Annotated in this window: 16 protein-coding genes and 1 pseudogene; 6 read left to right on the top strand and 11 right to left on the bottom strand. The window is 60.1% G+C overall.

The genetic code is table 11. From position 1 onward, the window contains the following. Positions 1 to 16: 16 nt before the first annotated feature. A complete protein-coding gene (locus ACPYOI_RS13155; RefSeq protein WP_481417293.1) occupies positions 17 to 1,459 on the top strand; it encodes an FAD-binding oxidoreductase in 1,443 nt (480 codons plus the stop codon). Between the two features lie 138 nt (positions 1,460 to 1,597). On the opposite strand, the pseudogene ACPYOI_RS13150 reads toward ACPYOI_RS13155, so the two are convergent. From ACPYOI_RS13150 to ACPYOI_RS13140, 3 genes and pseudogenes are all read right to left on the bottom strand, one after another. Then, positions 1,598 to 1,803 (bottom strand): annotated as a pseudogene (locus ACPYOI_RS13150) (FadR/GntR family transcriptional regulator); the annotation flags it as partial. Positions 1,804 to 2,008: 205 nt separating this feature from the next. After that, positions 2,009 to 3,001 carry a substrate-binding domain-containing protein gene (locus tag ACPYOI_RS13145; protein ID WP_481417292.1) on the bottom strand — a complete coding sequence of 331 codons (993 nt, stop codon included), beginning with the start codon at positions 2,999 to 3,001 and terminating at the stop codon, positions 2,009 to 2,011. A 46-nt stretch (positions 3,002 to 3,047) separates the two neighbouring features. Then, entirely contained in the window at positions 3,048 to 4,028 is a 981-nt protein-coding gene (locus tag ACPYOI_RS13140) for an NAD-dependent epimerase/dehydratase family protein (RefSeq protein WP_481422932.1), read from the bottom strand. A 215-nt stretch (positions 4,029 to 4,243) separates the two neighbouring features. Between ACPYOI_RS13140 and ACPYOI_RS13135 the strand changes: the two genes are divergently transcribed. The 5 genes from ACPYOI_RS13135 to ACPYOI_RS13115 all read left to right on the top strand — a co-directional run bounded on the left by ACPYOI_RS13135 (position 4,244) and on the right by ACPYOI_RS13115 (position 10,428). After that, on the top strand, positions 4,244 to 5,020 hold the full coding sequence (locus tag ACPYOI_RS13135) for an ATP-binding cassette domain-containing protein (RefSeq protein WP_481418403.1): 777 nt from the start codon (positions 4,244 to 4,246) through the stop codon (positions 5,018 to 5,020). A gap of 40 nt (positions 5,021 to 5,060) precedes the next feature. Beyond that, complete coding sequence (locus tag ACPYOI_RS13130; RefSeq protein WP_168829742.1) at positions 5,061 to 6,059, top strand: ABC transporter permease; 999 nt, start codon at positions 5,061 to 5,063, stop codon at positions 6,057 to 6,059. Between the two features lie 391 nt (positions 6,060 to 6,450). Further along, positions 6,451 to 7,779 (top strand): DUF4910 domain-containing protein, encoded by a 1,329-nt coding sequence (locus tag ACPYOI_RS13125; protein WP_481418402.1) that lies wholly within the window; start codon positions 6,451 to 6,453, stop codon positions 7,777 to 7,779. Beyond that, positions 7,776 to 9,053, top strand: a complete 1,278-nt coding sequence (locus ACPYOI_RS13120; RefSeq protein ID WP_481418401.1) for a methyltransferase domain-containing protein — start codon at positions 7,776 to 7,778, stop codon at positions 9,051 to 9,053. Before ACPYOI_RS13125 ends, ACPYOI_RS13120 begins: the two co-directional genes overlap by 4 nt. 49 nt (positions 9,054 to 9,102) lie before the next feature. After that, complete coding sequence (locus tag ACPYOI_RS13115) at positions 9,103 to 10,428, top strand: protoporphyrinogen/coproporphyrinogen oxidase (RefSeq protein WP_481418400.1); 1,326 nt, start codon at positions 9,103 to 9,105, stop codon at positions 10,426 to 10,428. A 39-nt stretch (positions 10,429 to 10,467) separates the two neighbouring features. On the opposite strand, the gene ACPYOI_RS13110 is transcribed toward ACPYOI_RS13115, so the two are convergent. The 8 genes from ACPYOI_RS13110 to ACPYOI_RS13075 all read right to left on the bottom strand — a co-directional run. After that, positions 10,468 to 11,943: a pyridoxal phosphate-dependent decarboxylase family protein gene (locus tag ACPYOI_RS13110; RefSeq protein WP_481418399.1), complete on the bottom strand. Its 1,476-nt coding sequence runs from the start codon at positions 11,941 to 11,943 to the stop codon at positions 10,468 to 10,470. 141 nt (positions 11,944 to 12,084) lie between these two features. Continuing rightward, positions 12,085 to 13,374: an ATP-grasp domain-containing protein gene (locus tag ACPYOI_RS13105; protein ID WP_481418398.1), complete on the bottom strand. Its 1,290-nt coding sequence runs from the start codon at positions 13,372 to 13,374 to the stop codon at positions 12,085 to 12,087. Between the two features lie 245 nt (positions 13,375 to 13,619). Continuing rightward, complete coding sequence (locus ACPYOI_RS13100) at positions 13,620 to 14,684, bottom strand: ABC transporter ATP-binding protein (RefSeq protein ID WP_481418397.1); 1,065 nt, start codon at positions 14,682 to 14,684, stop codon at positions 13,620 to 13,622. Further along, positions 14,684 to 15,610 (bottom strand): PfkB family carbohydrate kinase, encoded by a 927-nt coding sequence (locus ACPYOI_RS13095; protein ID WP_481418396.1) that lies wholly within the window; start codon positions 15,608 to 15,610, stop codon positions 14,684 to 14,686. The genes ACPYOI_RS13100 and ACPYOI_RS13095 overlap by 1 nt, the downstream gene beginning before the upstream one ends. After that, entirely contained in the window at positions 15,611 to 16,633 is a 1,023-nt protein-coding gene (locus tag ACPYOI_RS13090) for an SIS domain-containing protein (RefSeq protein WP_481418395.1), read from the bottom strand. Beyond that, complete coding sequence (locus ACPYOI_RS13085) at positions 16,630 to 17,475, bottom strand: carbohydrate ABC transporter permease (RefSeq protein ID WP_481418394.1); 846 nt, start codon at positions 17,473 to 17,475, stop codon at positions 16,630 to 16,632. Before ACPYOI_RS13085 ends, ACPYOI_RS13090 begins: the two co-directional genes overlap by 4 nt. Further along, positions 17,475 to 18,359 (bottom strand): carbohydrate ABC transporter permease, encoded by an 885-nt coding sequence (locus ACPYOI_RS13080; protein WP_481418393.1) that lies wholly within the window; start codon positions 18,357 to 18,359, stop codon positions 17,475 to 17,477. Before ACPYOI_RS13080 ends, ACPYOI_RS13085 begins: the two co-directional genes overlap by 1 nt. Positions 18,360 to 18,433: 74 nt before the next feature. Continuing rightward, positions 18,434 to 18,989, bottom strand: a 556-nt coding sequence (locus tag ACPYOI_RS13075; RefSeq protein WP_481422931.1) for an extracellular solute-binding protein, incomplete at its 5' end; no start/stop codon positions are given.

Here is an 18,989-nt window from a genome sequence, read left to right as displayed (position 1 = left end):
GCCGAGGGAGACAATCATGGACAGCTTGAATCTTACGACCCTGCAAAAGGGCCAGAAGGTCGTGGACGACGCGGCCCTTAATGCCTTTGCGGCGGCGCTGCGCGGTACCTTAATCACCAATAAGGACGCCAATTATGACGAGACGCGGGCTATCTGGAATAGCATGATCGACCGGAGGCCCGGCCTTATCGCACGTTGTGCCGGGGCAGCCGACGTCATGAGAGCGGTGAAGTTTGCGCGCGACAACAATCTCTTGCTGTCGGTGCGTGGCGGCGGGCACAACATTGCTGGGAACGCAGTGTGCGAGGGCGGCCTCATGATTGATCTATCGCCGATGAAATCGGTAAGAGTCGACCCCGCCACACGTCGCCTTCGGGTCGAGCCGGGTGCAACCCTTGCCGATGTCGATAACGAAACTCAGGCCTTCGGGATGGTTCTGCCGACCGGCATCAACTCGACGACCGGCATCGCGGGTCTGACGCTTGGCGGCGGTTTCGGCTGGGCCACGCGCAAGTTCGGTCTTACGATCGATAATCTTATTTCCCTGGAGGTTGTGACCGCCGACGGTAAGCTGGTGCGTGCAAGCGAGAACGAGGAGCCGGATCTGTTCTGGGCCCTGCGCGGCGGCGGCGGCAATTTCGGCGTGGTAACTTCCTTCGAATTCCGGCTTCACGATCTGCCGGGCGAAGTGCTGGCCGGTCTGGTTATCCATCCCTTCGATGATGCGGAGACGGTGCTCGGACAATATCGCCAAGCGCTCGAGACCGCGCCGGACGAGCTGACATGCTGGGCTGTCATGCGCAAGGCGCCGCCGCTGCCCTTCCTGCCTGCCGAATGGCACGGCAAGGAAATTCTCGCCCTCGCCATGTGCTATTGCGGCGACATCGAAACGGGCCAGGAGGCTACGGCGAGGCTTCGTAGCATTGGCAATCCCATCGTCGATGTCGTCAGTCCGATGCCGTTTGCCGGCTGGCAGCAGGCATTCGATCCGCTGTTGGCGCCGGGCGCCCGCAACTACTGGAAGAGCCAGGACTTCGCCGAGCTTTCGGATGCAACGATCGCAGTTCTGCTTGATGCCGTCCGCAGCCTCCCGGGGCCGGAATGCGAGATATTCATTGGCCACGTGGGCGGCGCGGCGGGCCGCATCGCGCTCGAGGCAACGGCTTTCCCCCAGCGCAACTCGCATTTCGTCATGAACGTCCATGCGCGCTGGCGCGAGAAGTCGATGGACGACGCCTGCATCAGCTGGGCACGCGCGCTTTTCGAAGCGACAAAAAAGCATGCGATCGGCACCGCCTATATCAACTTCATGCCGGAGGATGAGAGCGATCGTGTCGAGGCAGCCTATGGCGCCAACTACAAGCGCCTGACGGAGATCAAGCGGCGTTACGATCCGGAAAACCTCTTTCGTATGAACCAAAACGTCAAGCCACAGGCGGAAATGCATGCCCCCAGCTGACTGGCGGCAACGTAATGGTCAAAAGCGAAGGGAGCACCACGGCCGGTGGTGCCCCTTTCTGTTTCTTCGGCCGGTTAGGGATGATCGGACTGTTATCGCGGCCGGCTGCTATCGGTGTTCGCTTAGGCTCTCTACTCAGCTACCGATCTTGGGGCGCAAAGCAAGCCGGCCTAGCCATCCGCATGTTTGTCGCTTCGCGCATGGCCGACAGGCTCGCCTTGAACGTTTGCGACCACTTCGCCTCGTTTGGTAGCATGGTCCCCCGGCGACTGGTCACCACGCACGATGCGAAGCACTCTTTTGCCGGCTATGGAGGCATGCACACTGGCGCCGCGCAAATGTATTTCACGCTGTCTGCCTTGGGCGCATGACTGAGGCTCGAAGGCCGTCCTAGCTTCCTGTCCTTCATCGGAGCGCTTTGTTACCCCCTGGGCAGGAACTCAGTTAAAAACCGCCGCCACCATAAGAAGGGCCAGCGAGACGCGTTGTGTCCCATGGAAGGATCGGGGCAGCGGAGCGCCCACTCGCTTGAGCGCTCCGAACCACGCTTTATTTCTGAATGCAGGTGTCGACGGTGTCCTTGGTGCACTCGTCGAGCCCGGTGAACACCGGATCCTCAACCGGCTTTCCGGCGATCAGGTCCATCATCACGGTGGGTGCCTTGTATCCCATTTCGAACGGACGCTGGCCCACGAGGGCGGTTACGAGGCCTTCCCTGGCAATTGCCACTTCGTCGCCGATTGTGTCGGCGGCGCCAATCACGAATTCGTTCTTGCCGATCTTGTCGGCCATCGGCTTGAACAAGTCGCGATAGGGTTGCGGTGCGCCAAACAGCGGCCAGCCGCCCATGATGCCGAAAGCGTCGAGGTCAGAATTGGCGGCGAGGATGTCGGTCATCGCCTGGACACCCGTGGCGCCATTGTCATTGGTGAAGACCGGGCAGCCGGCGACTTCGGTCCAGCCGCCTTCGCCCTTCAATGCGGCGAGTCCCTTCTGCCCGCTGAGCGTGTCGCGCATGCCTTGCGCGCGGCGCAGAATGTTGTCGGCTCCCGGATTGCCTTCGATGGTGCAGATCTTGCCGCCGTTCGGCTTGGCCTTCTTGATGTATTCGCCGATCCGCGCACCCATCAGGTAGTTGTCCGTGCCGAGATAGGTCTTGCGCAAAGCGGCATCCTCTGCCGCGAGATCGGCATCAAGCGTCATCACCGGAACGCTCGGATTGGCTGTCTTGAGCGTCTGGGCGATAAGTTTGGCGTTCGACGGCGAGATGGCGATCGCGGCGGTATCGGCCTTGCCCAGCATATCCTGGACGATCTGCGCCTCTCCGGCTTCATCGGAGGTCGATGCCGGACCGGTGTAGAAGCATTCATAGTCCGAGGATGCGTTTTCCTTATTCCATTTCTGGCAGCCCTGGTTGATTGCCTCGAAGAATGGATTGTCGAGGCCCTTGACGACGATGACGAGCTGCTTTTTCGCGGCCAAGGCCTGTCCGGCCGTGAGCGCGAGTACAGCAGCAGCTGTAAGCAATAATGCCTTCCTCATAGCTTCCTCCCTTTGAAAAAGACGGACACCACTGCCCGCCACGTGATCAACCCGGGTACCAGACGATACGAGGCTCCTCCTTTGATCGCTCGTATTCCCAGGCCGAGTCGATAAGCTTTTCCAGATCGTAGACGGGGCTCCAGTCCAGCAGGTATTTGGCCTTGCTGTTGTCCATCCAGTTCGAGTGGAACTGGCTCGCTATGTCGACGGAGCCGAGCCCTCGCGTGCGAGCGAGGTAAGCGGCGACTTCCCCATAATCCACGGGGCGGTCCATGCAGATGTTGAAGAGCTGCCCTTTGGCGCGAGGATTGTCGAGCGCGGCCAGTATCGCCGAGACCAGATCGTCGACATGCACGAAATTGCGTTTCAATGGCCGCCCGTCCGCGTCATGCAGCAACGGCACCGTGCCTTCGCGGGCGTAACGTTCAGCGTCGGCCGGCCGGACAAGCGTCTTCCAGTCGGGTCCACCGAAGACATCCTCGCCAAAAGAAAGCGTGAACTTGAAGTCGTCCTTCTCCATGATCCAGGGCGCACGCAGGCAGCAGCCGTTGATGCCGTACTGGATGCCAAACTGCTCGAGCATCACCTCTTCGAGGACCTTGGACAGCGCGTAGCTTCCCGGATAGGCGCGATGCGCCGCATTTTCGGTAATCGGCCCATCATGGCGATAGTAGAAATGGCCGATGCCGGCGTCGCCTCCGATGAGGATGAACTGTTGCGTGGTGGGGCTGGAGCGGAACGCCTCGAGCAGCCAGAAGAGGCCCTTGACCGTTACATCCATGACGTCGGCGGGCGTTTCCTTGCAAGTGGCGAGATGCAGGACGTGGGTAACGCCTTCCATTGCCGCTACCACGACATCTCGATCAGCGATCGAACCCCGCATCACGCTGATGCGGTCGGTCTCATCGAGCAAGCGATTATGACAAAGCGCGCGGATGCGTGCCTTGGAAAATCTCGCATCGTCAAGCAGCCCAGCAATGAAGCGCCGCCCGACCTTGCCCGTAGCCCCGGTGACAAGGATCAGCATGCTCTCTCTCCTAGCAGAAGCTAATATCCGCGCGTTTCCGGCGTCAACCGGTATTTGTACGACAAATACAGATTTTTGTGATGATGGGCTGATCAGGCGGACAATCGATTGACGGTTCTTCAAGCTTTTGCGTAAATGAGCACAATCGCTTTTCCGGGGAGGAGATCGGCAGGGCGAGATCGCAGGCGGCTGACTCCGGCGGGCAACGGACAGCGATGGGAGCCTGCAGGTTCTGGGGAGGTAGTCGGCTGGTGACGGTTCTCGAACTCACCAACATTTCCAAGCATTTCGGTGCCATCCACGCCGTCAACGACGTTTCGCTTTCGCTGGAGGCGGGGCAGGTGGTTGGCCTCATGGGGGATAACGGGGCTGGAAAGAGTACCCTGGTCAAGATGATCGCCGGAAACTTTCGGCCGAGCGAAGGCACCATGCGTCTCGAGGGCGAGGAAATCGTACTGCACCGGCCGGTCGAGGCACGGCAGCACGGTATCGAGATCGTCCATCAGGATCTGGCCCTTTGCAACAATCTGACGGCGGCGGCAAACGTCTTTCTCGGACGCGAACTGCGCCGCGGCGTCGGTCCCCTGCAGGTCTTGGATTACAAGACGATGTACAGGCGAGCCGGCGAGATCTTCAGGGAACTGAAATCGGAAACGCGCCCGCGCGACCTCGTCAAGCAGATGTCGGGCGGCCAGCGACAGGCGGTGGCGATCGCGCGCACCATGCTGTCGGAGGCGAAGATCGTGCTGATGGACGAACCAACCGCAGCGATTTCGGTCCGTCAGGTCGCGGAGGTCCTCAATCTGATCCGCGAGTTGCGTGACCGGGGCATTGCGGTTGTCCTCATCAGCCATCGCATGCCCGACGTTTTCTCCGTTGCCGACCGCGTGATCGTCATGCGGCGGGGCAGAAAAGTAGCCGACAAATCGATTACGGCGAGTTCGCCGGAGGAAGTCACGGGTCTTATCACCGGCGCCATCGAACAGGTTTGATCGGCGCTGCTGTCCCTATCGGGAGAAATGAAGGTCGACGATGGCAATTACCCTTGACCAGACGATTGCACAGAAGCAGCGCAGCTGGCTTTCGGAGTTGGTAGGCGGCCAGACATTCTGGGTCCTGGTTGCCGTCATTCTTGCCTGCATCTTCCTGTCCTTTGCCACCGACTCCTTTGCGACGGCGAAGAACCTCTACAATATCACCCGAAACGTCACTTTCGTCGCGATCATCGCGCTCGGGATGACCCTGGTGATCATCACCGGGGGCATCGATCTGTCGGTTGGCTCGGTGCTTTGCCTCTGCAGCATGGTGCTCGCGGTGGTCATGCACGCCGGCTATAGTATCGAAATTGGCATTGCCGCCTCGATCGGCACCGCCCTTCTGATCGGGGCCTTCAACGGTGTGATGATAGCGTATCTAAACTTCCCGCCTTTCGTGGTGACTCTCGGCATGCTCTCGATTGCGCGCAGCCTGGCAATGGTCGCATCGAACAATACGGTCGTCTTCCAGTTCGGCCCCGATCACGACAAGCTTCTGGCGCTGGGCGGCGGGGCATGGTTTCTCGGCATCGCCAATCCGGTTCTCTACATGGTCATTCTGGCGCTTCTTACCGGCTTCGTGCTGCGCTGGACCAGGTTCGGCCGCTATGTTTTCGCCATCGGCGGCAACGAGCATGCCGCAACCCTGACCGGCGTTCCCGTTCGCCGCATCAAGGTCGCCGTTTACATGATCTCAGCCTTGTCGGCGGGAATTGCAGGCATCGTTCAAACCGGCTGGCTGGGCGCCGTCACCACCAACATCGGTGCCGGAATGGAACTTCAGGTCATAGCGGCGGCGGTCATCGGCGGCGCCAATTTGGCGGGCGGTATCGGCACCGCCTTCGGTGCATTGGTCGGAGCGGCTCTGATCGAAGTGATCCGCAATAGTCTTGGCTTGCTCGGCATCAACGCCTTTTGGCAGGGCACCTTCATCGGCGGGGCAATCGTGCTTGCCGTCCTGTTCGACCGGATCCGTAATTTCCGGCAGAGCGAGTAGTCCAGGTTGCTATCGGAGAGATAGCGCATCCGCGTCGATACCGCGTGCTCGTCGGCGGGTGCTTCCTTCCGTTTGAGAGCGTCCTGCGGATAGCGAAATCGTGCACCGACTTAAGTCGGTCTCATCGGATAAATCCATTGAATACATGACGTTAAAATAGTCATTGTCGAACCGCTTGGAAAAAAACACGGCAATATAGTCAGGAATCCTGCAATTTCACTGTTTATATAAGATCGCATAATGCCTCATTTGTGAACAGTATATCGTAATTTACTCTTGCAGAAAGCGTGCTCTAATCCTGTTTCGAATTAATTTTGACAAAAATTTACCTCTATTATGCCATTATTGTTAGCCCATATGGAATTTCCGCCCGTTTCAAAGGGGAGATGCCATGGCGCTCACGACATCCGACCGAGATACGATTGCAAATGACGAGCAGTATGCGCCGGTCGACATGATGGCTTTACTGCGCGAGCTCTTCCCCATAACGCGCAGCATTACTGGTAACGGCGTTCGTCAAACGCTGGCATCGCTCAGCAGGTTCGTTCCGCTCTCGATCCATGAGGTTCCGACAGGTACCCCTGTGTTCGATTGGGAGGTTCCGGAGGAATGGAATATCCGGGGCGCCGTCATCAAGACCCTCGCGGGTCGAACCATTGTCGATTTCGCCGAGAGCAATCTCCACGTTGTCGGCTACAGCGTACCGGTCGAGAAGGAGATTTCCCGGGAAGAACTGGCCGCACATGTGCATACCTTGCCGGACCAGCCGAACTCAATTCCATATCGCACTGGGTACTACGCCCGCGACTGGGGGTTCTGCATGCGCCACTCGACGTGGCTTTCGATGCAGGACGACCGCTACCTCGTGCAGATCGACAGCGCGCTGGCTCCCGGAAGCCTGACCTACGGCGAGTACTTCATTCCAGGGGAGACGGAGAAGGAAATCCTCATATCCGTCCACGTCTGTCATCCAAGCTTGGCCAATGACAACCTCTCCGGGGTTGTTGTGGCTACTGCTCTTGCCGCGCAATTGAGTCACGCCGGCCCCCGTCGATTGGGAGTGCGGTTTCTTTTCCTGCCTGCAACGATCGGCGCCATCACGTGGCTGGCGCAAAATGAAGGCAAGCTTGACCGGATTGCTCATGGTCTGGTGCTCACCTGCGTAGGGGATGCGGGGCCGTTCCACTACAAGACAAGTCGATCGGGTGCCGCGATCGACCGCGCGGTGGAACACGTCCTGCGCCATGTCGACCACGACTACGAAATTCTGCCGTTTTTACCTTACGGCTATGATGAAAGACAGTATGGCTCGCCAGGTCTCAATCTACCGGTGGGATGCTTCATGCGAGCCGTGCATGGCACTTTTCCGGAATATCACACATCAGACGATAACTGCGATTTCGTCACTTCGGCAGCGCTTGAGCAATCGTTCGGTGTTTTACAGGAAGTTCTGCATCTTCTTGATAACGACAGAGTTTTTCAACGCACTGATGGTCGTGGGGAGCCGCAACTTGGCAGGCGGGGCCTTTATAGGGCGATTGCCGGGCAGCGCGAGGCTGGTGGAGCCTCCCAAATGGATCTCCTGTGGCTTTTGAACCTAGCGGACGGATCTCATTCGATCCTTGAAATTGCGGACCGAGCCAACGTTCCTTTCAGACGGATACTGGCAGCCGCAAAATTGAGCCTTGAAGCAGAACTGATAGCTGAGGTGAGCCAATGACAGCCATGAGCCAGACGAACTCCACGCCTACGCCCATCCCTGCCGGCCGTATCCAGGCTTGCCGCTCGTGCGGCGGTGGCGATCTTCCAACAGTGCTTGATCTGGGAGAACAGCCGCTGGCCAACGCCCTTCTCGAATCCGATTCCCTTGATGAGGCGGAGGAGTTGTTTCCGCTTGAGGTCGTCTTCTGCAGTGAATGCGGACTCCTTCAAGTCAGCGAAACTGTTCCTCCCGAAATCCTGTTCGGACAGGATTACCCATATTACTCGTCCTTTATTCCCGCTTTGCTGAAGCACAGCCGAACACATGCTTTGGCGCTGATGGAAGAATATCCGTCATTGGATCAGGGGCTTATTGTCGAAATTGCCAGCAACGACGGCTACCTCCTGAAAAATTTCGTTCGGAGAGGAATACCCGTTCTCGGCATCGACCCCGCGAAAGGTCCCGCCGAGGCTGCTCTGGAGGCCGGCGTCCCAACGCTCACTGCCTTCTTTGGGGTGGAAACGGCGTGCAAGCTCGTTGAAGACGGCAAACGTGCATCCATCATGCTTGCCAACAATGTTCTAGCGCATGTTACGGATATAAACGACTTCGTCGGGGGCTTCGCAATTCTTCTAGCCGATGACGGCATTGCTGAGTTCGAGTTCCCCTACGTTCGCGAACTCATCGAAAACTGCGCCTTCGATACGATCTATCATGAGCATGTCTTCTACTATTCTCTCGCGGCGCTCGAGCCCCTGTTTGCCCGCCACGGCCTCTACTTGAATGATGTGCAGGCGCTGTCGATCCATGGGGGATCTCTCAGGCTTCGCGTCAGCAAAACGAGAGGCAAGAGTGCCGAACTGGAGCGATTCCAGGCCGAGGAGCGTTCGCTCGGCCTCGATGGCTTGGAATACTATCTTTCGTTTGCCCGTCGGGTCGAAAAGCTGAGGGACGATCTAAGAAGGATGCTGGCCGAGATCGTCTCGCGCAAGAAGACGATCGCCGCATACGGGGCGGCGGCCAAAGGAGCGACCTTGCTCAACTACGTCGATCTCCCCGAGGGTACGATTTCGTACGTTGTCGATCGAAACTCCCACAAGGTCGGCAAAGTGATGCCGGGCGTACGGCTGCCGATCAAAGACGTCGATGAGTTGCTGCGCTCGCAACCGGACTATCTCCTGATCCTGGCTTGGAATTTTGCCGACGAAATCATTCGTCAGCAGAAAGAATATCTCGAGCGTGGCGGCATTCTTCTTCGCGCCATTCCGTATCCGCAGGTCGTGGCAGCATGATCAGTCTTAAGGGGAGTTTACCCAATTGCAATTGCGAGGGGAGCTTTGAATGAGAGACAACGGATATGTCATTCTTGGTAGCGGCATGGCAGGCTTTGGTGCGGCCAACACCCTGTTTGACAACGGAATCAGGGCCAAACTCTACGACAAACGTTCGCGACCAGGCGGACTGACATCCAGCTTCGGGTCCGGCGATGGCTTCGTTTTTGATGAAGGCGTCCACATCTCTTTCGCCAAAAACACGCGTGTAAAAGAGCTGTTCGCGCGGTCAACGAACCAGCAGTTTGAAACCGGTAATGTCTACTGCAACAATTACTGGCAGGGTTACTGGATCAAGCATCCGGCTCAAGTCAATCTTCACGGACTCCCGACTGATCTCGTGGTGAACTGCATCAAGGATTTTATCGAGGCAAGACAGCAGCCAAATCCGGAGATTCGCAATTACGAGGACTGGCTGATGGCAGCGTTTGGCCCGACCTTCGCGAATACGTTTCCGATGGTCTATACCAAAAAGTACCACACGACCGAGGCAGCCAACATGTCGACAGACTGGTTGGGGCCTCGGCTGTATCGTCCGAACCTCGACGAAGTTCTCAGGGGCGCGCTGGAACATGAGCCGCTCGACGTGTTCTATGTCAGTGAATTTCGCTATCCCACCGAGGGCGGCTTCGAATCCTTCATCAAGGGATTCTATGACAAGGCCCAGGTATTTTGCGATCATGAACTGGTCGCAATTGATCTTAAAGACAGGAAGCTGTCATTCGGGAACGGCACGACCGCGACATTTGAAAAATTGATATCGTCGCTGCCGCTGCCGGTCCTTATTCCCCTGATCATTGATGCACCGCGTGAGGTGCGCGAGGCAGCCGCGAAACTGGCGTGCACCCAGGTTGTCGTCGTAAACGTCGGGCTGAACCGGCCAATCGATACCAAGCCGCAATGGTCTTATTTCTATGACGAGGACATACCCTTCGCCCGCGTGAGCTATCGCGGAAATCTTTCGCCGAAGACCGTGCCGCCGGGTTGCGGCGGCATGCAGGCGGAAATCTATTTCAGTGAAAAATACCGCCCGCTAACAGAGAGTCCCGACGAGTGGATCGAACGGGCAATCGATGGGCTCATAAAATGCGGGCTGATCGGATCGAGGCGCGAGATTATCCATCAGAGCGCAATCATGCTTCCGTTCGGCAATATCATATTCGACCTGGAGCGAAAGGCGGCTGTCGATACGGTGCACGGCTACCTGGATGAGGTTGGGATCCACTATTGCGGTAGATTTGGCCAATGGGGATATATCTGGACCGATGCTGCATTCATGAGCGGTGAGCGCGCCGCACGCGCGGCGTTAGGCATGAGGGAACTCGAGGAAGCCTGACGAGCGGGCGCGGTCAACCGCCGGATTGCAATTTGCGCCTTAAACGCCGCGGTCTGCCACGTATTGGATGAGCGTTTCGATGAATGTATCGACATCAGCGATCGTCGTGCGGTGATTGACAAAGGCGCACCGCACGGCCAGTTCGCCGTTAAGAGTGGTCCAGGAAGGCGCGGCAAAGCCCGATTCCTGAATATCCAGGACCAGGCTTCGAACAAAATCGTCGTTCGCGCCGCGAATGCCGAAGCAGACGATGTTGAGCGCAACGGGCGCCTTCAGTTCAAATATCGGGTAGCGTTTGAGCCTTTCGGCGAGATAGCGCGCAAGCTCGCAGGTGTGCGCGATCGACTTTCCGATGCGTTCCGTTCCAAGCGCCTCGATTGTCATCCATGTTTTCAAGGCACGGAATCCGCGCGACAGGTCCGGACCTAGATCGCAAGGCCATGTTTCGCCGGCCGCAAGGCCGCGATCCGCGCGCTGCAGATAGGCGGCCGGCTGCGCGAAGGCCCGCTTTTGGGCAGCGCCGTCCCGAACCAGCAGAAATCCGGCATCATAGGGAACCTGACCCCATTTGTGAAAATCAAGGGCGACCGATGCCGACTTTTCTATGCCTTTGAACCGGTCGCGCAGGGAATGGGAGAATACGGCCAGTGCGCCGATTGCTCCGTCGACGTGAAACCAGAGATCTTCCGTGGATGCGATTTCCGCGATTTCCGGAAGCGGGTCGATGGCACCGGTGTTTACCGTTCCAGCGGTGCCCACGACGAGAAAGGGCAAGAGTCCAGTCTCACGGTCGCTCGCAATCGTTGCAGACAGCTCATCCGGCAGCATCCTGCCGGCAGCGTCAACCGCAATCTTCCGCAGATTCGCCGATCCAATGCCGGAGAGCTGCATTGCCTGCGCGATGCATCCATGCGCCTCGGAAGACGTATAGGCTACAAGCTCGCGGTCGCAGCTTCGCAAACCGGTCTCCCGGACCGATTGACCCAGCGCCTCGGTTTTCGCAATCGTCACGGCGAGGAAGTTTGCCATCGAGGAGCCGGTGACGAACAGGCCGTTCGCTCCACCCGGATATCCCAAAGCCTCACTCATCCAGCGGACGATCTGTTGTTCAACCTCGAGGCCGACGTGGTCGCGGCCGCCGCAGTTCAGGTTGAGGCCGGCCGAAACGATCTCCGCGACCATTCCGATCGGCGTGCCCGCGCCATGGACCCATCCCATGAACAACGGGTGCAAATTACCCGTCGCGAACGGCAGGACGTGGCTACGCACATCATCCAAGACATCGCCGAGTTCACGGGACTCAATCGGCAATGGTTGGGCAAACCGCGCGCGTGTCTCATCTGCGGGCTTCTGCCATACCGGCCTCTGCCTGATTGTTTCGATGTGGGTGATAATGTCGTCCAGCAAGCTATGGGCGGTCTGGCGAAACTCAGCCCAGTTCGATGGATCGAGGCTGAAAGAGGTCTCGCTCGGTCCGCCTACGATCGCTGGCTGCTGCTTGTCTTCCCGAAACATCATGGCTCCCGGGGATGTTGAAGGACCGCAGATAACTTACGGAACACGACGTCGAGCTTGGCTTCCATCGGCACTAGCGCCTGCTCCAAACTCTGGCCGGCTGGATCGCAGGCATGCTGAGCGGGTTGCATTCAAAGGGCTTCATCCTACCTGAGCGCTCCTGACCGTCGCCGTTGACGTCGCTTGCGCCGCGCGCTGCCGCAGCGCATCCTCGAAGGCTGCGAAGAGCTTGCTCATCGGTCCCTTTTTGTAGGGGAACACACTCTCCGGATCCATCGAGTGAACGATCATTGCGACATCGGCCTCGAAGACGAGCAGGCGTCCATCGGAAAGCTCGGCGCAATCAATCGCGAAATAGTCCAGCCCGAGGCGTCGATGAAGCGCTTCAAAGGCGCGCGCTTGGCGCACCGCGAAGTCGCTATCGAAGTCGGCCATCCACGATGCTTCCTCAGCACGCCTATCGGCGTACTGGGCCATGCCGGCGCTCAAGTAGTGCACCATCCAGTGGTCGGATATCGCGAGATGGCTGGCATAGGGCTTGCCATTGATGAACGCGATTCTTTGCTTCCGGAATTTTCCGTCTTCGCTGCTGTAATCGATGAATGGCGTGACGTAGAATTCGCTTTCGGCGCGAGCGGTCAGGAAAGCCGAAAGTTCCGATGGCGAGGAAATTTTTTCCATTCCTTCGCCCGCATGGGTGCCCACTGGCCGGACAATCACGGGGAAGGAGCCCATTCCAGGGATTGCTTCGATCTCGATCTCGCCAGAAGCCAGCTGCTCAACCGCACTTCGAGAGACGCGCGCGACGGCCGGGACAAGTATCGAAGGCTCGTCCCTCAGCGCTTCCACAACACCATCCCGGGTGAGTCCCATGGTGAGGCGTGGCGCATTGTTCATGATGGGGCCGACCCATGCATCCAGCAGCTTTTCGAGGTTTTCCAACACCGGACGATTGGCGGGCGACTCGCCGACCGCTACGAACGCGACATCGTGCTCCGGAACATCTCTGAGGTCTCTGGTGTCGGCATCGACATAGTAGAGCAGGATATTCGCGTCGGAATCCTCAAGAAGAAATTCGATCGGCGTATTCGCCATGAAATCGCCGGCGGTCACGAAAACCAGGACGTTCAAGCCAGTGCCCCGTCCGTTCCTGATGCGATATTTCCGGCTGAGCGAAAGTGCGCCTTGCTGGCTAACTGCCGCCTCATCTTTCTGACCGAGCACGTGCAACAGGATCGACGCGTCCAGGAACACCGCGGCGTCGGCGGGATTGGCGGAAGCGCGGGCGTAGAGACTGTCCCATAGGGGAGAGAGATCCCTTCCTTCATAGGAGGCTCGTACAATGGAAGCTTTGCCGAAGATGAGATGCGGATCTTCAGACGTCTGGATCGAAAGCGCAGCGCTTTTCAAACTCTCAAGCCCTTCTAACACGCGGTCGATCCGGCCATTTCGGCCGCTACTCCGCTGCCTTGATTACGAGGTGCGAGGTTCCTCTTTCGCGCTCGGCCCTTGTGCGAGCCTGATGGCGCCTGTTCGACAAGTGAAAGAAATTCCAGCCCTGCGGGTCGATGCCCCTAATGGCCGACGGGCAAATGCGCCGGGTCCACAGGCTCTGGCCTCGGCGTCAGCACGCTGACGATGACTCATCGATCAGAAGGGCGGCAGACGCTATACGGTCAGCTGCAGCGGCGCCCGCTTGCGCGGTCGAAGAGATGCAGTGCATCGGGATCGAAGTTCAGTCCGATCTTCTGGCCGGCCGTGATGGCGGTTCGGGGTGGCAGGGCGGCCATCAGCCGATGCGGCCCGAGCTGTGCGGTCACGATCATTTCAGGTCCCGTGAGTTCGGCTACCTCGCAGACGGCTTCGAACGCGCCGGGCTCCGCAAGCCGCAGCGCCTCCGGCCTGATGCCCAGTACGACTTCCTGGCCTTGACCGAGTTTTGCCGCAGCCGCCGGCAGGGGCAGGACGGTGGAGGTGCCATCGATCCTCAGAGCGCCATCCGCGGCGGTGGCGTTCAGGAGATTCATCGGAGGCGCGCCGACGAAGGTCGCAACGTAGAGCGTCGCCGGGGAATTGTAGATTTCCTCAGGAGTGCCGAGCTGCTCGATCCTGCCGTCGCGCATCACCGCGATGCGGGTCGCGAGCGTCATCGCCTCGATCTGGTCGTGGGTGACGTAGACGACGGTGGTCTTCAGCATCTGGTGCAGCCGCTTCAGCTCGGTCCGCATTTCCATGCGCAGCTTTGCGTCGAGATTCGACAACGGCTCGTCGAAGAGGAAGACCTCCGGCTTTCGCACCAGCGCGCGCCCGATTGCCACGCGCTGGCGCTGGCCGCCGGAGAGCTGGCTCGGCTTGCGGTCAAGCAGGGCTTCGATCTGCAGGAGCTTCGCGGTGTCGCGCACCGCCGCGTCGCGCTGCGCCGCGGGCACCTTGCGCATTTCGAGGCCGAAGCCGATGTTGCGATGAACGGAGAGGTTCGGATAGAGCGCGTAGGACTGGAACACCATGGCGATGTCGCGGTCCTTTGGATGAACGCCAAGCACCGACCGGCCGCCGATCCTGACGTCGCCGCTCGTTGCCTCTGCCAGCCCGGCAATGATGTTGAGCAGCGTGGATTTGCCGCAGCCCGAGGAGCCGAGCAGCACGAGGAACTCGCCGCTCTCCAGCGAAATGTCGATGCCTTTCAGCGTCTCGACGTCGCCATAGGTCTTGCGGATGTTCTGGATTTCGAGCGCGCTCATCAAACGGCCTTCCCGGATGTCTCTGCCGCGCGATAGCTGCGCGGGAGGGTGGATATGGCGCGGGATGCCACCTCGGTTCCCGCCGAAAGGCAGGACGCGAGGGCTTCCCCGCGGGCAAGGGCGGCAAGGAATCCAGCGTTGAAGACGTCGCCGGCGCCGATCGTATCGACGACCCTCACTTTGGGCGCTGCCGCGGACACCAGGTTGCCGTCGGCATCGATGGCGATCGCCCCCTCGGGACCGCGTTTGACGACAACGATCGCACCTGACGGCATATGCGAGCGCAGGACACGCGCCGCCACGGCGGGATCATCGACGCCGGTCAGGGTCGTCGTCTCCACCTCGTTTAGCAGCGCGACCCCGCAGCGGGAGAGCCATTGCCGCGTTGCCGCACAATTTGCTTCTGTCCAGCCGTCGAGCGGCCAGCCGGTATCAAGGGCGACCGTAATCCGGTGTTGGTCGGTCCAGTCGAAGAAGGCATCGTAGTCGCGCGTCAGGTCGTCGGTCAGGAAGGAACCGCAGAGCAGGGCGTAGCCGCCGGAAAGCCGGGCCCCATCGAGCACGGCATGCACGTCGGCTAGGCTGAAGCGGGGCAGGTGCCCGCGCGTGGTGAAGAAGGTGCGCTCGCCGTCGGGATGCGTGATGCCGACCGAGAGCGTTGTGCCTTCCGGGCGCACCGGCCATTTGCTGGCGCGCGTGCCGAACGCCTCGCTCAGCCAGCGGCCGAACTGATCATCGCCGACATTGGCGGCGATCTCGTAGTCGATGCCGAGACCTTCCCATGCGAGCGCACTGTTACCGGCTGCCCCGCCGACGCGCAATTCATCATGATCGACGATGATTTCAGTGCCGGCCTTCGGCCAGGGGGTGGCCGGGCCAAGGATCAGGTCGATATTGACGTTGCCGATGACGGTAAGCGGCTTCATTCACTCGCTCCGGGTGATCTTGGTGGAGCGGACTGGCGTCCCGGCATTTTCGACCCGTGCATCGGCGAACGCGATCATCAGCGACTGCGCAACCGGCAGCAGCTGAAAAATTGCGGCCAGACCGCTCGCAGGCTTGAAGGGCAGCGTGACGGCGCCGGCAACCGGCTCCTCTCCCGAGCAGTCGAAGACGATGACCGGCGCACCCGTCTCGACGGCCGAGACGGCCATGGCGGTCACGAGACCTGCCGTCGTATCCTGGCCACGGAGAAGCACGACGCCGATCGAGGGCCCCAGCATTTCCATGGGTCCATGGCGAAGCTGTCCGCCTTCAAGCGAGAAGCAGGGGCGGCGCGACAGCTCTGTGAGGCCGAGCGCGAGCGCTTCCGCGACACCCTGCAAACGGCGCCCGGACGTGACGACCGTGGCGACATTTTTGAGGGCTGCCAGAGCGGGTTCGATATCGAGGCTCTGCGGCGCCCGCAGCACGGCCAGTGCTGCTGCCGGATTCTCTTCGAGCGCTGCGAAGATCGCGAGATGCAGTGCGAAAGTGACGGTCAGGCTCCGCGTTGCCGCGAAGGCGAGCTCGGTGCCGCCTGCGCCGACCAGCGACGGGGCCGTTCGCGCCAGAAAGGAGCCACCCTCCAGCGTCAGGCCGAAGGTGTCCGCATTTGCGCCGGTCTCGTCGAACCAGCGCAGGACCTCTGCGCTTTCACCTGATTGCGATGTCACGAAGACGGTGCGGCCTTCGAGCGAGAGCGGCTCGCCGAGCTGCTCCGACAGCGGCAGGGCGATCGCGTCGAAACCGGCTGCGCGATAGAGCGGTTCGACAGCCCGGTTGACGGCGTGCGAGCCGCCCATGCCGAGCAGCAGAAGCTTGCCGGTGCGCTTCAGCGACGCGGCAGCTTTGGCGGCCATTTCGCCCGTGCCTTCGTAAGACGCTATCGCATCGGCATGCTGCCGAGCCATTTCGCGATCGATCGCGGCAAGACCTGCCGGGCGGCTTTTCTCTGTGGTCATGTTCATCCCTTGACGCCGCCACTCGTGAGCCCCGAAATCAAGGCGCGTTGCGTGACAAGACCGATCAGCACCGGGGGCAGGGCGGCGAGCACACCGGCGGTCGCGATCAGTCCGTAATCCGAGACACGGCCGCCGGCCAGGTCGGCGATGGCGACGGTGAGCGTCTTGGCGCGCTGGTCGGACGTGAACAGCAGCGCATAGAAGAATTCATCCCAGGCAAGCAGGAACGCAAAGAGTGCGGATGTCGCCACGACCGGCATGGCAAGCGGCAGGGTGAGGATCCTCAGTGTCTGGAAAAGACCCGCACCGTCGATCATCGCAGCGGATTCGATCTCCCTGGGAATGGAATCGAAGCCGGATTTCATCAGCCAGGTCGTAAACGGCGCGAGGATCGTCAGATAGACGAGCGCCAGACCGAAGACGGTGTTGAGCATGCCGAGATAAGCAAGGCCCATGTAGAGCGGGACGGAAAGCGCGACCGGCGGCAGCATATAGGTTGCAATCACCATGGAGAGCGACCACCCGATTGACGGCGTGCGCGACACGGCCCAACCGGCCGGAATGGCAAGCGCGATCGCCGCGACCGTCGCCATGCCGGCGACCTCGATGCTGTTGCGCAACGATGCGGTGAAGGCCGCACCGGCACTGTTTTCCAGCGTGGAAAGCAGCAGCTGGTAACGAGAGAAATCGGCCGTGTGTGGCCACCAGCGCAGCGGCTTGGCAGCAAGATCGGCGGCCGGCGATATGCTCATGATGAAGAGCCAGAAGATCGGCGCCAGGATGACGGCCGCCAGCAGCAGCGCGCAGACGTAAATGAAAGCGGTGAAATAGGGGCTCTTGCGTTCCATCAGGCCGCACCCCCCGCCGTCTTTCGGACCAGGGTGGCATAAGCGACGGCAAGCAGCGTCACCAGCAGCGTGACGATGAGCGCAAGCGATGCGCCGGAACCGGCCCGCTGGAACGAGAAGGCCTCCTGATAAACGAGGATGGAGAGCGTGCGCGTGCTGTTTGCCGGCCCACCACGGGTCATGACCCAGATGATGTCGAAGACCTTGAAAGCCTCGATCGTGCGAAGCACCAGCGCCACCATCAGCGGGCCGGCGAGATAGGGCAGGATCACAAAGCGGAAGCGGGCAAACGGCCCCGCGCCATCAACCAGTGAGGCCGCAGTGATCTCGCGGGGCACCGCCTGCAGGGCCGCGAGGGCAATCAGCGCCACCAGCGGAAAGTTCTTCCAGCAGTCCGCGACGATCAGTGCCGTCAGCGCGGTACCGGGTTCGCCGAGCCATGAGCGATAGGCATCGATGAGGCCAACCTGGCTCAGTGCCGCATTGAGCGCACCATATTCCGGATTGTAGATCAGCCGCCACAGCGTCGCGTTCACGACTGTCGGAAGCGCCCAAGGCAGGATCATGAGCGCTCGCAATACGCCGCGTCCGCGAAACTCCTGGTTCAACAGCAGCGCGGCAAGCACGCCGACCACCATTTCTGCGGCAACGGATATGATCGCGAACCATGTCGTCGTGATCAATGTGCGTTGGAAATTCGAACCCGAGAGCATCTTCACGTAGTTGTCGATGCCGACGAAATTGCCGCCGGTGCCGACAAGCTTCGCATCCGTGAACGAAAGGCCGACAGTGTCGACGAGAGGCCACCCGATCACGGCGACCATCACCACAAGCAGCGGCAGCATCAAGAGCCAGGCGCGGGTTGTCATCCAGGTGCCGGACATGGCAGGGCCACCTTTTTTCATTCATCGGACAGGATCGGGAGCGGGCGGCGGCAGGCGCCGCCCGGGTACACGTCTTAGAGGCCGCTGTTTTCGGCAGCAGATTTCAGGGCGTCTTCCGGCGAAGACTGGCCGAGGAGCGATTCCTGGATCGCCTGCTGCAGCGCGGTCGAAAGCTCCTGGTACTTCGGCGTCGTCGGACGCGGATACATGGCGGCAAGACCAACCTTGGCAGCCGAGATCAGCTCTTCCTGTCCCTTGGTCACAGCCGGATCGTCATAGGACGAGGCCCAGATCGGCAGGCTAAGCTTGGCATACTCGTTCTGCGTCGCCTGCGACGTCATGAAGGCGATGTACTTCCAAGCCTCATCCGGATGCTTGCTGGCGGTCGTGACACCAAGGCCCATCGAGCCGTTGACGGCCGAAGCCTCGCTCTTGCCCGCAACACCAGGGGCCGGAACAACGCCGACCTTGCCGGCAACCTTGCTGTCCTTCGGATCGTTCGCCATGTTGTACATGTAGGTCCAGTTCAGGGCGAAGGCGGCATCACCATTCTGGAAGACCTTGCGGACGTCCTCTTCCAGGAACTCCTTAGAGTTCGGGTTGGTCAGGCCGGAGGTGTAGCTCGACACC

It is taken from the genome of Rhizobium sp. SVR5-2C (assembly GCF_056755115.1).
Note: the sequence above shows the minus strand (reverse complement) of the source record. Positions and strands in the feature narration are given on the sequence as shown.

Bases quoted from the DNA above. Each gene is read 5' to 3' on its own strand.
- ACPYOI_RS13130 (WP_168829742.1), top strand. From the start codon at position 5,061: ATGGCAATTACCCTTGACCAGACGATTGCACAGAAGCAGCGCAGCTGG.
- ACPYOI_RS13095 (WP_481418396.1), bottom strand. From the start codon at position 15,610: ATGAAGCCGCTTACCGTCATCGGCAACGTCAATATCGACCTGATCCTT.
- ACPYOI_RS13080 (WP_481418393.1), bottom strand. From the start codon at position 18,359: ATGTCCGGCACCTGGATGACAACCCGCGCCTGGCTCTTGATGCTGCCG.
- ACPYOI_RS13120 (WP_481418401.1), top strand. From the start codon at position 7,776: ATGACAGCCATGAGCCAGACGAACTCCACGCCTACGCCCATCCCTGCC.
- ACPYOI_RS13115 (WP_481418400.1), top strand. From the start codon at position 9,103: ATGAGAGACAACGGATATGTCATTCTTGGTAGCGGCATGGCAGGCTTT.
- ACPYOI_RS13145 (WP_481417292.1), bottom strand. From the start codon at position 3,001: ATGAGGAAGGCATTATTGCTTACAGCTGCTGCTGTACTCGCGCTCACG.
- ACPYOI_RS13155 (WP_481417293.1), top strand. From the start codon at position 17: ATGGACAGCTTGAATCTTACGACCCTGCAAAAGGGCCAGAAGGTCGTG.
- ACPYOI_RS13090 (WP_481418395.1), bottom strand. From the start codon at position 16,633: ATGAACATGACCACAGAGAAAAGCCGCCCGGCAGGTCTTGCCGCGATC.
- ACPYOI_RS13135 (WP_481418403.1), top strand. From the start codon at position 4,244: ATGGGAGCCTGCAGGTTCTGGGGAGGTAGTCGGCTGGTGACGGTTCTC.
- ACPYOI_RS13110 (WP_481418399.1), bottom strand. From the start codon at position 11,943: ATGTTTCGGGAAGACAAGCAGCAGCCAGCGATCGTAGGCGGACCGAGC.
- ACPYOI_RS13085 (WP_481418394.1), bottom strand. From the start codon at position 17,475: ATGGAACGCAAGAGCCCCTATTTCACCGCTTTCATTTACGTCTGCGCG.
- ACPYOI_RS13125 (WP_481418402.1), top strand. From the start codon at position 6,451: ATGGCGCTCACGACATCCGACCGAGATACGATTGCAAATGACGAGCAG.
- ACPYOI_RS13100 (WP_481418397.1), bottom strand. From the start codon at position 14,684: ATGAGCGCGCTCGAAATCCAGAACATCCGCAAGACCTATGGCGACGTC.
- ACPYOI_RS13140 (WP_481422932.1), bottom strand. From the start codon at position 4,028: ATGCTGATCCTTGTCACCGGGGCTACGGGCAAGGTCGGGCGGCGCTTC.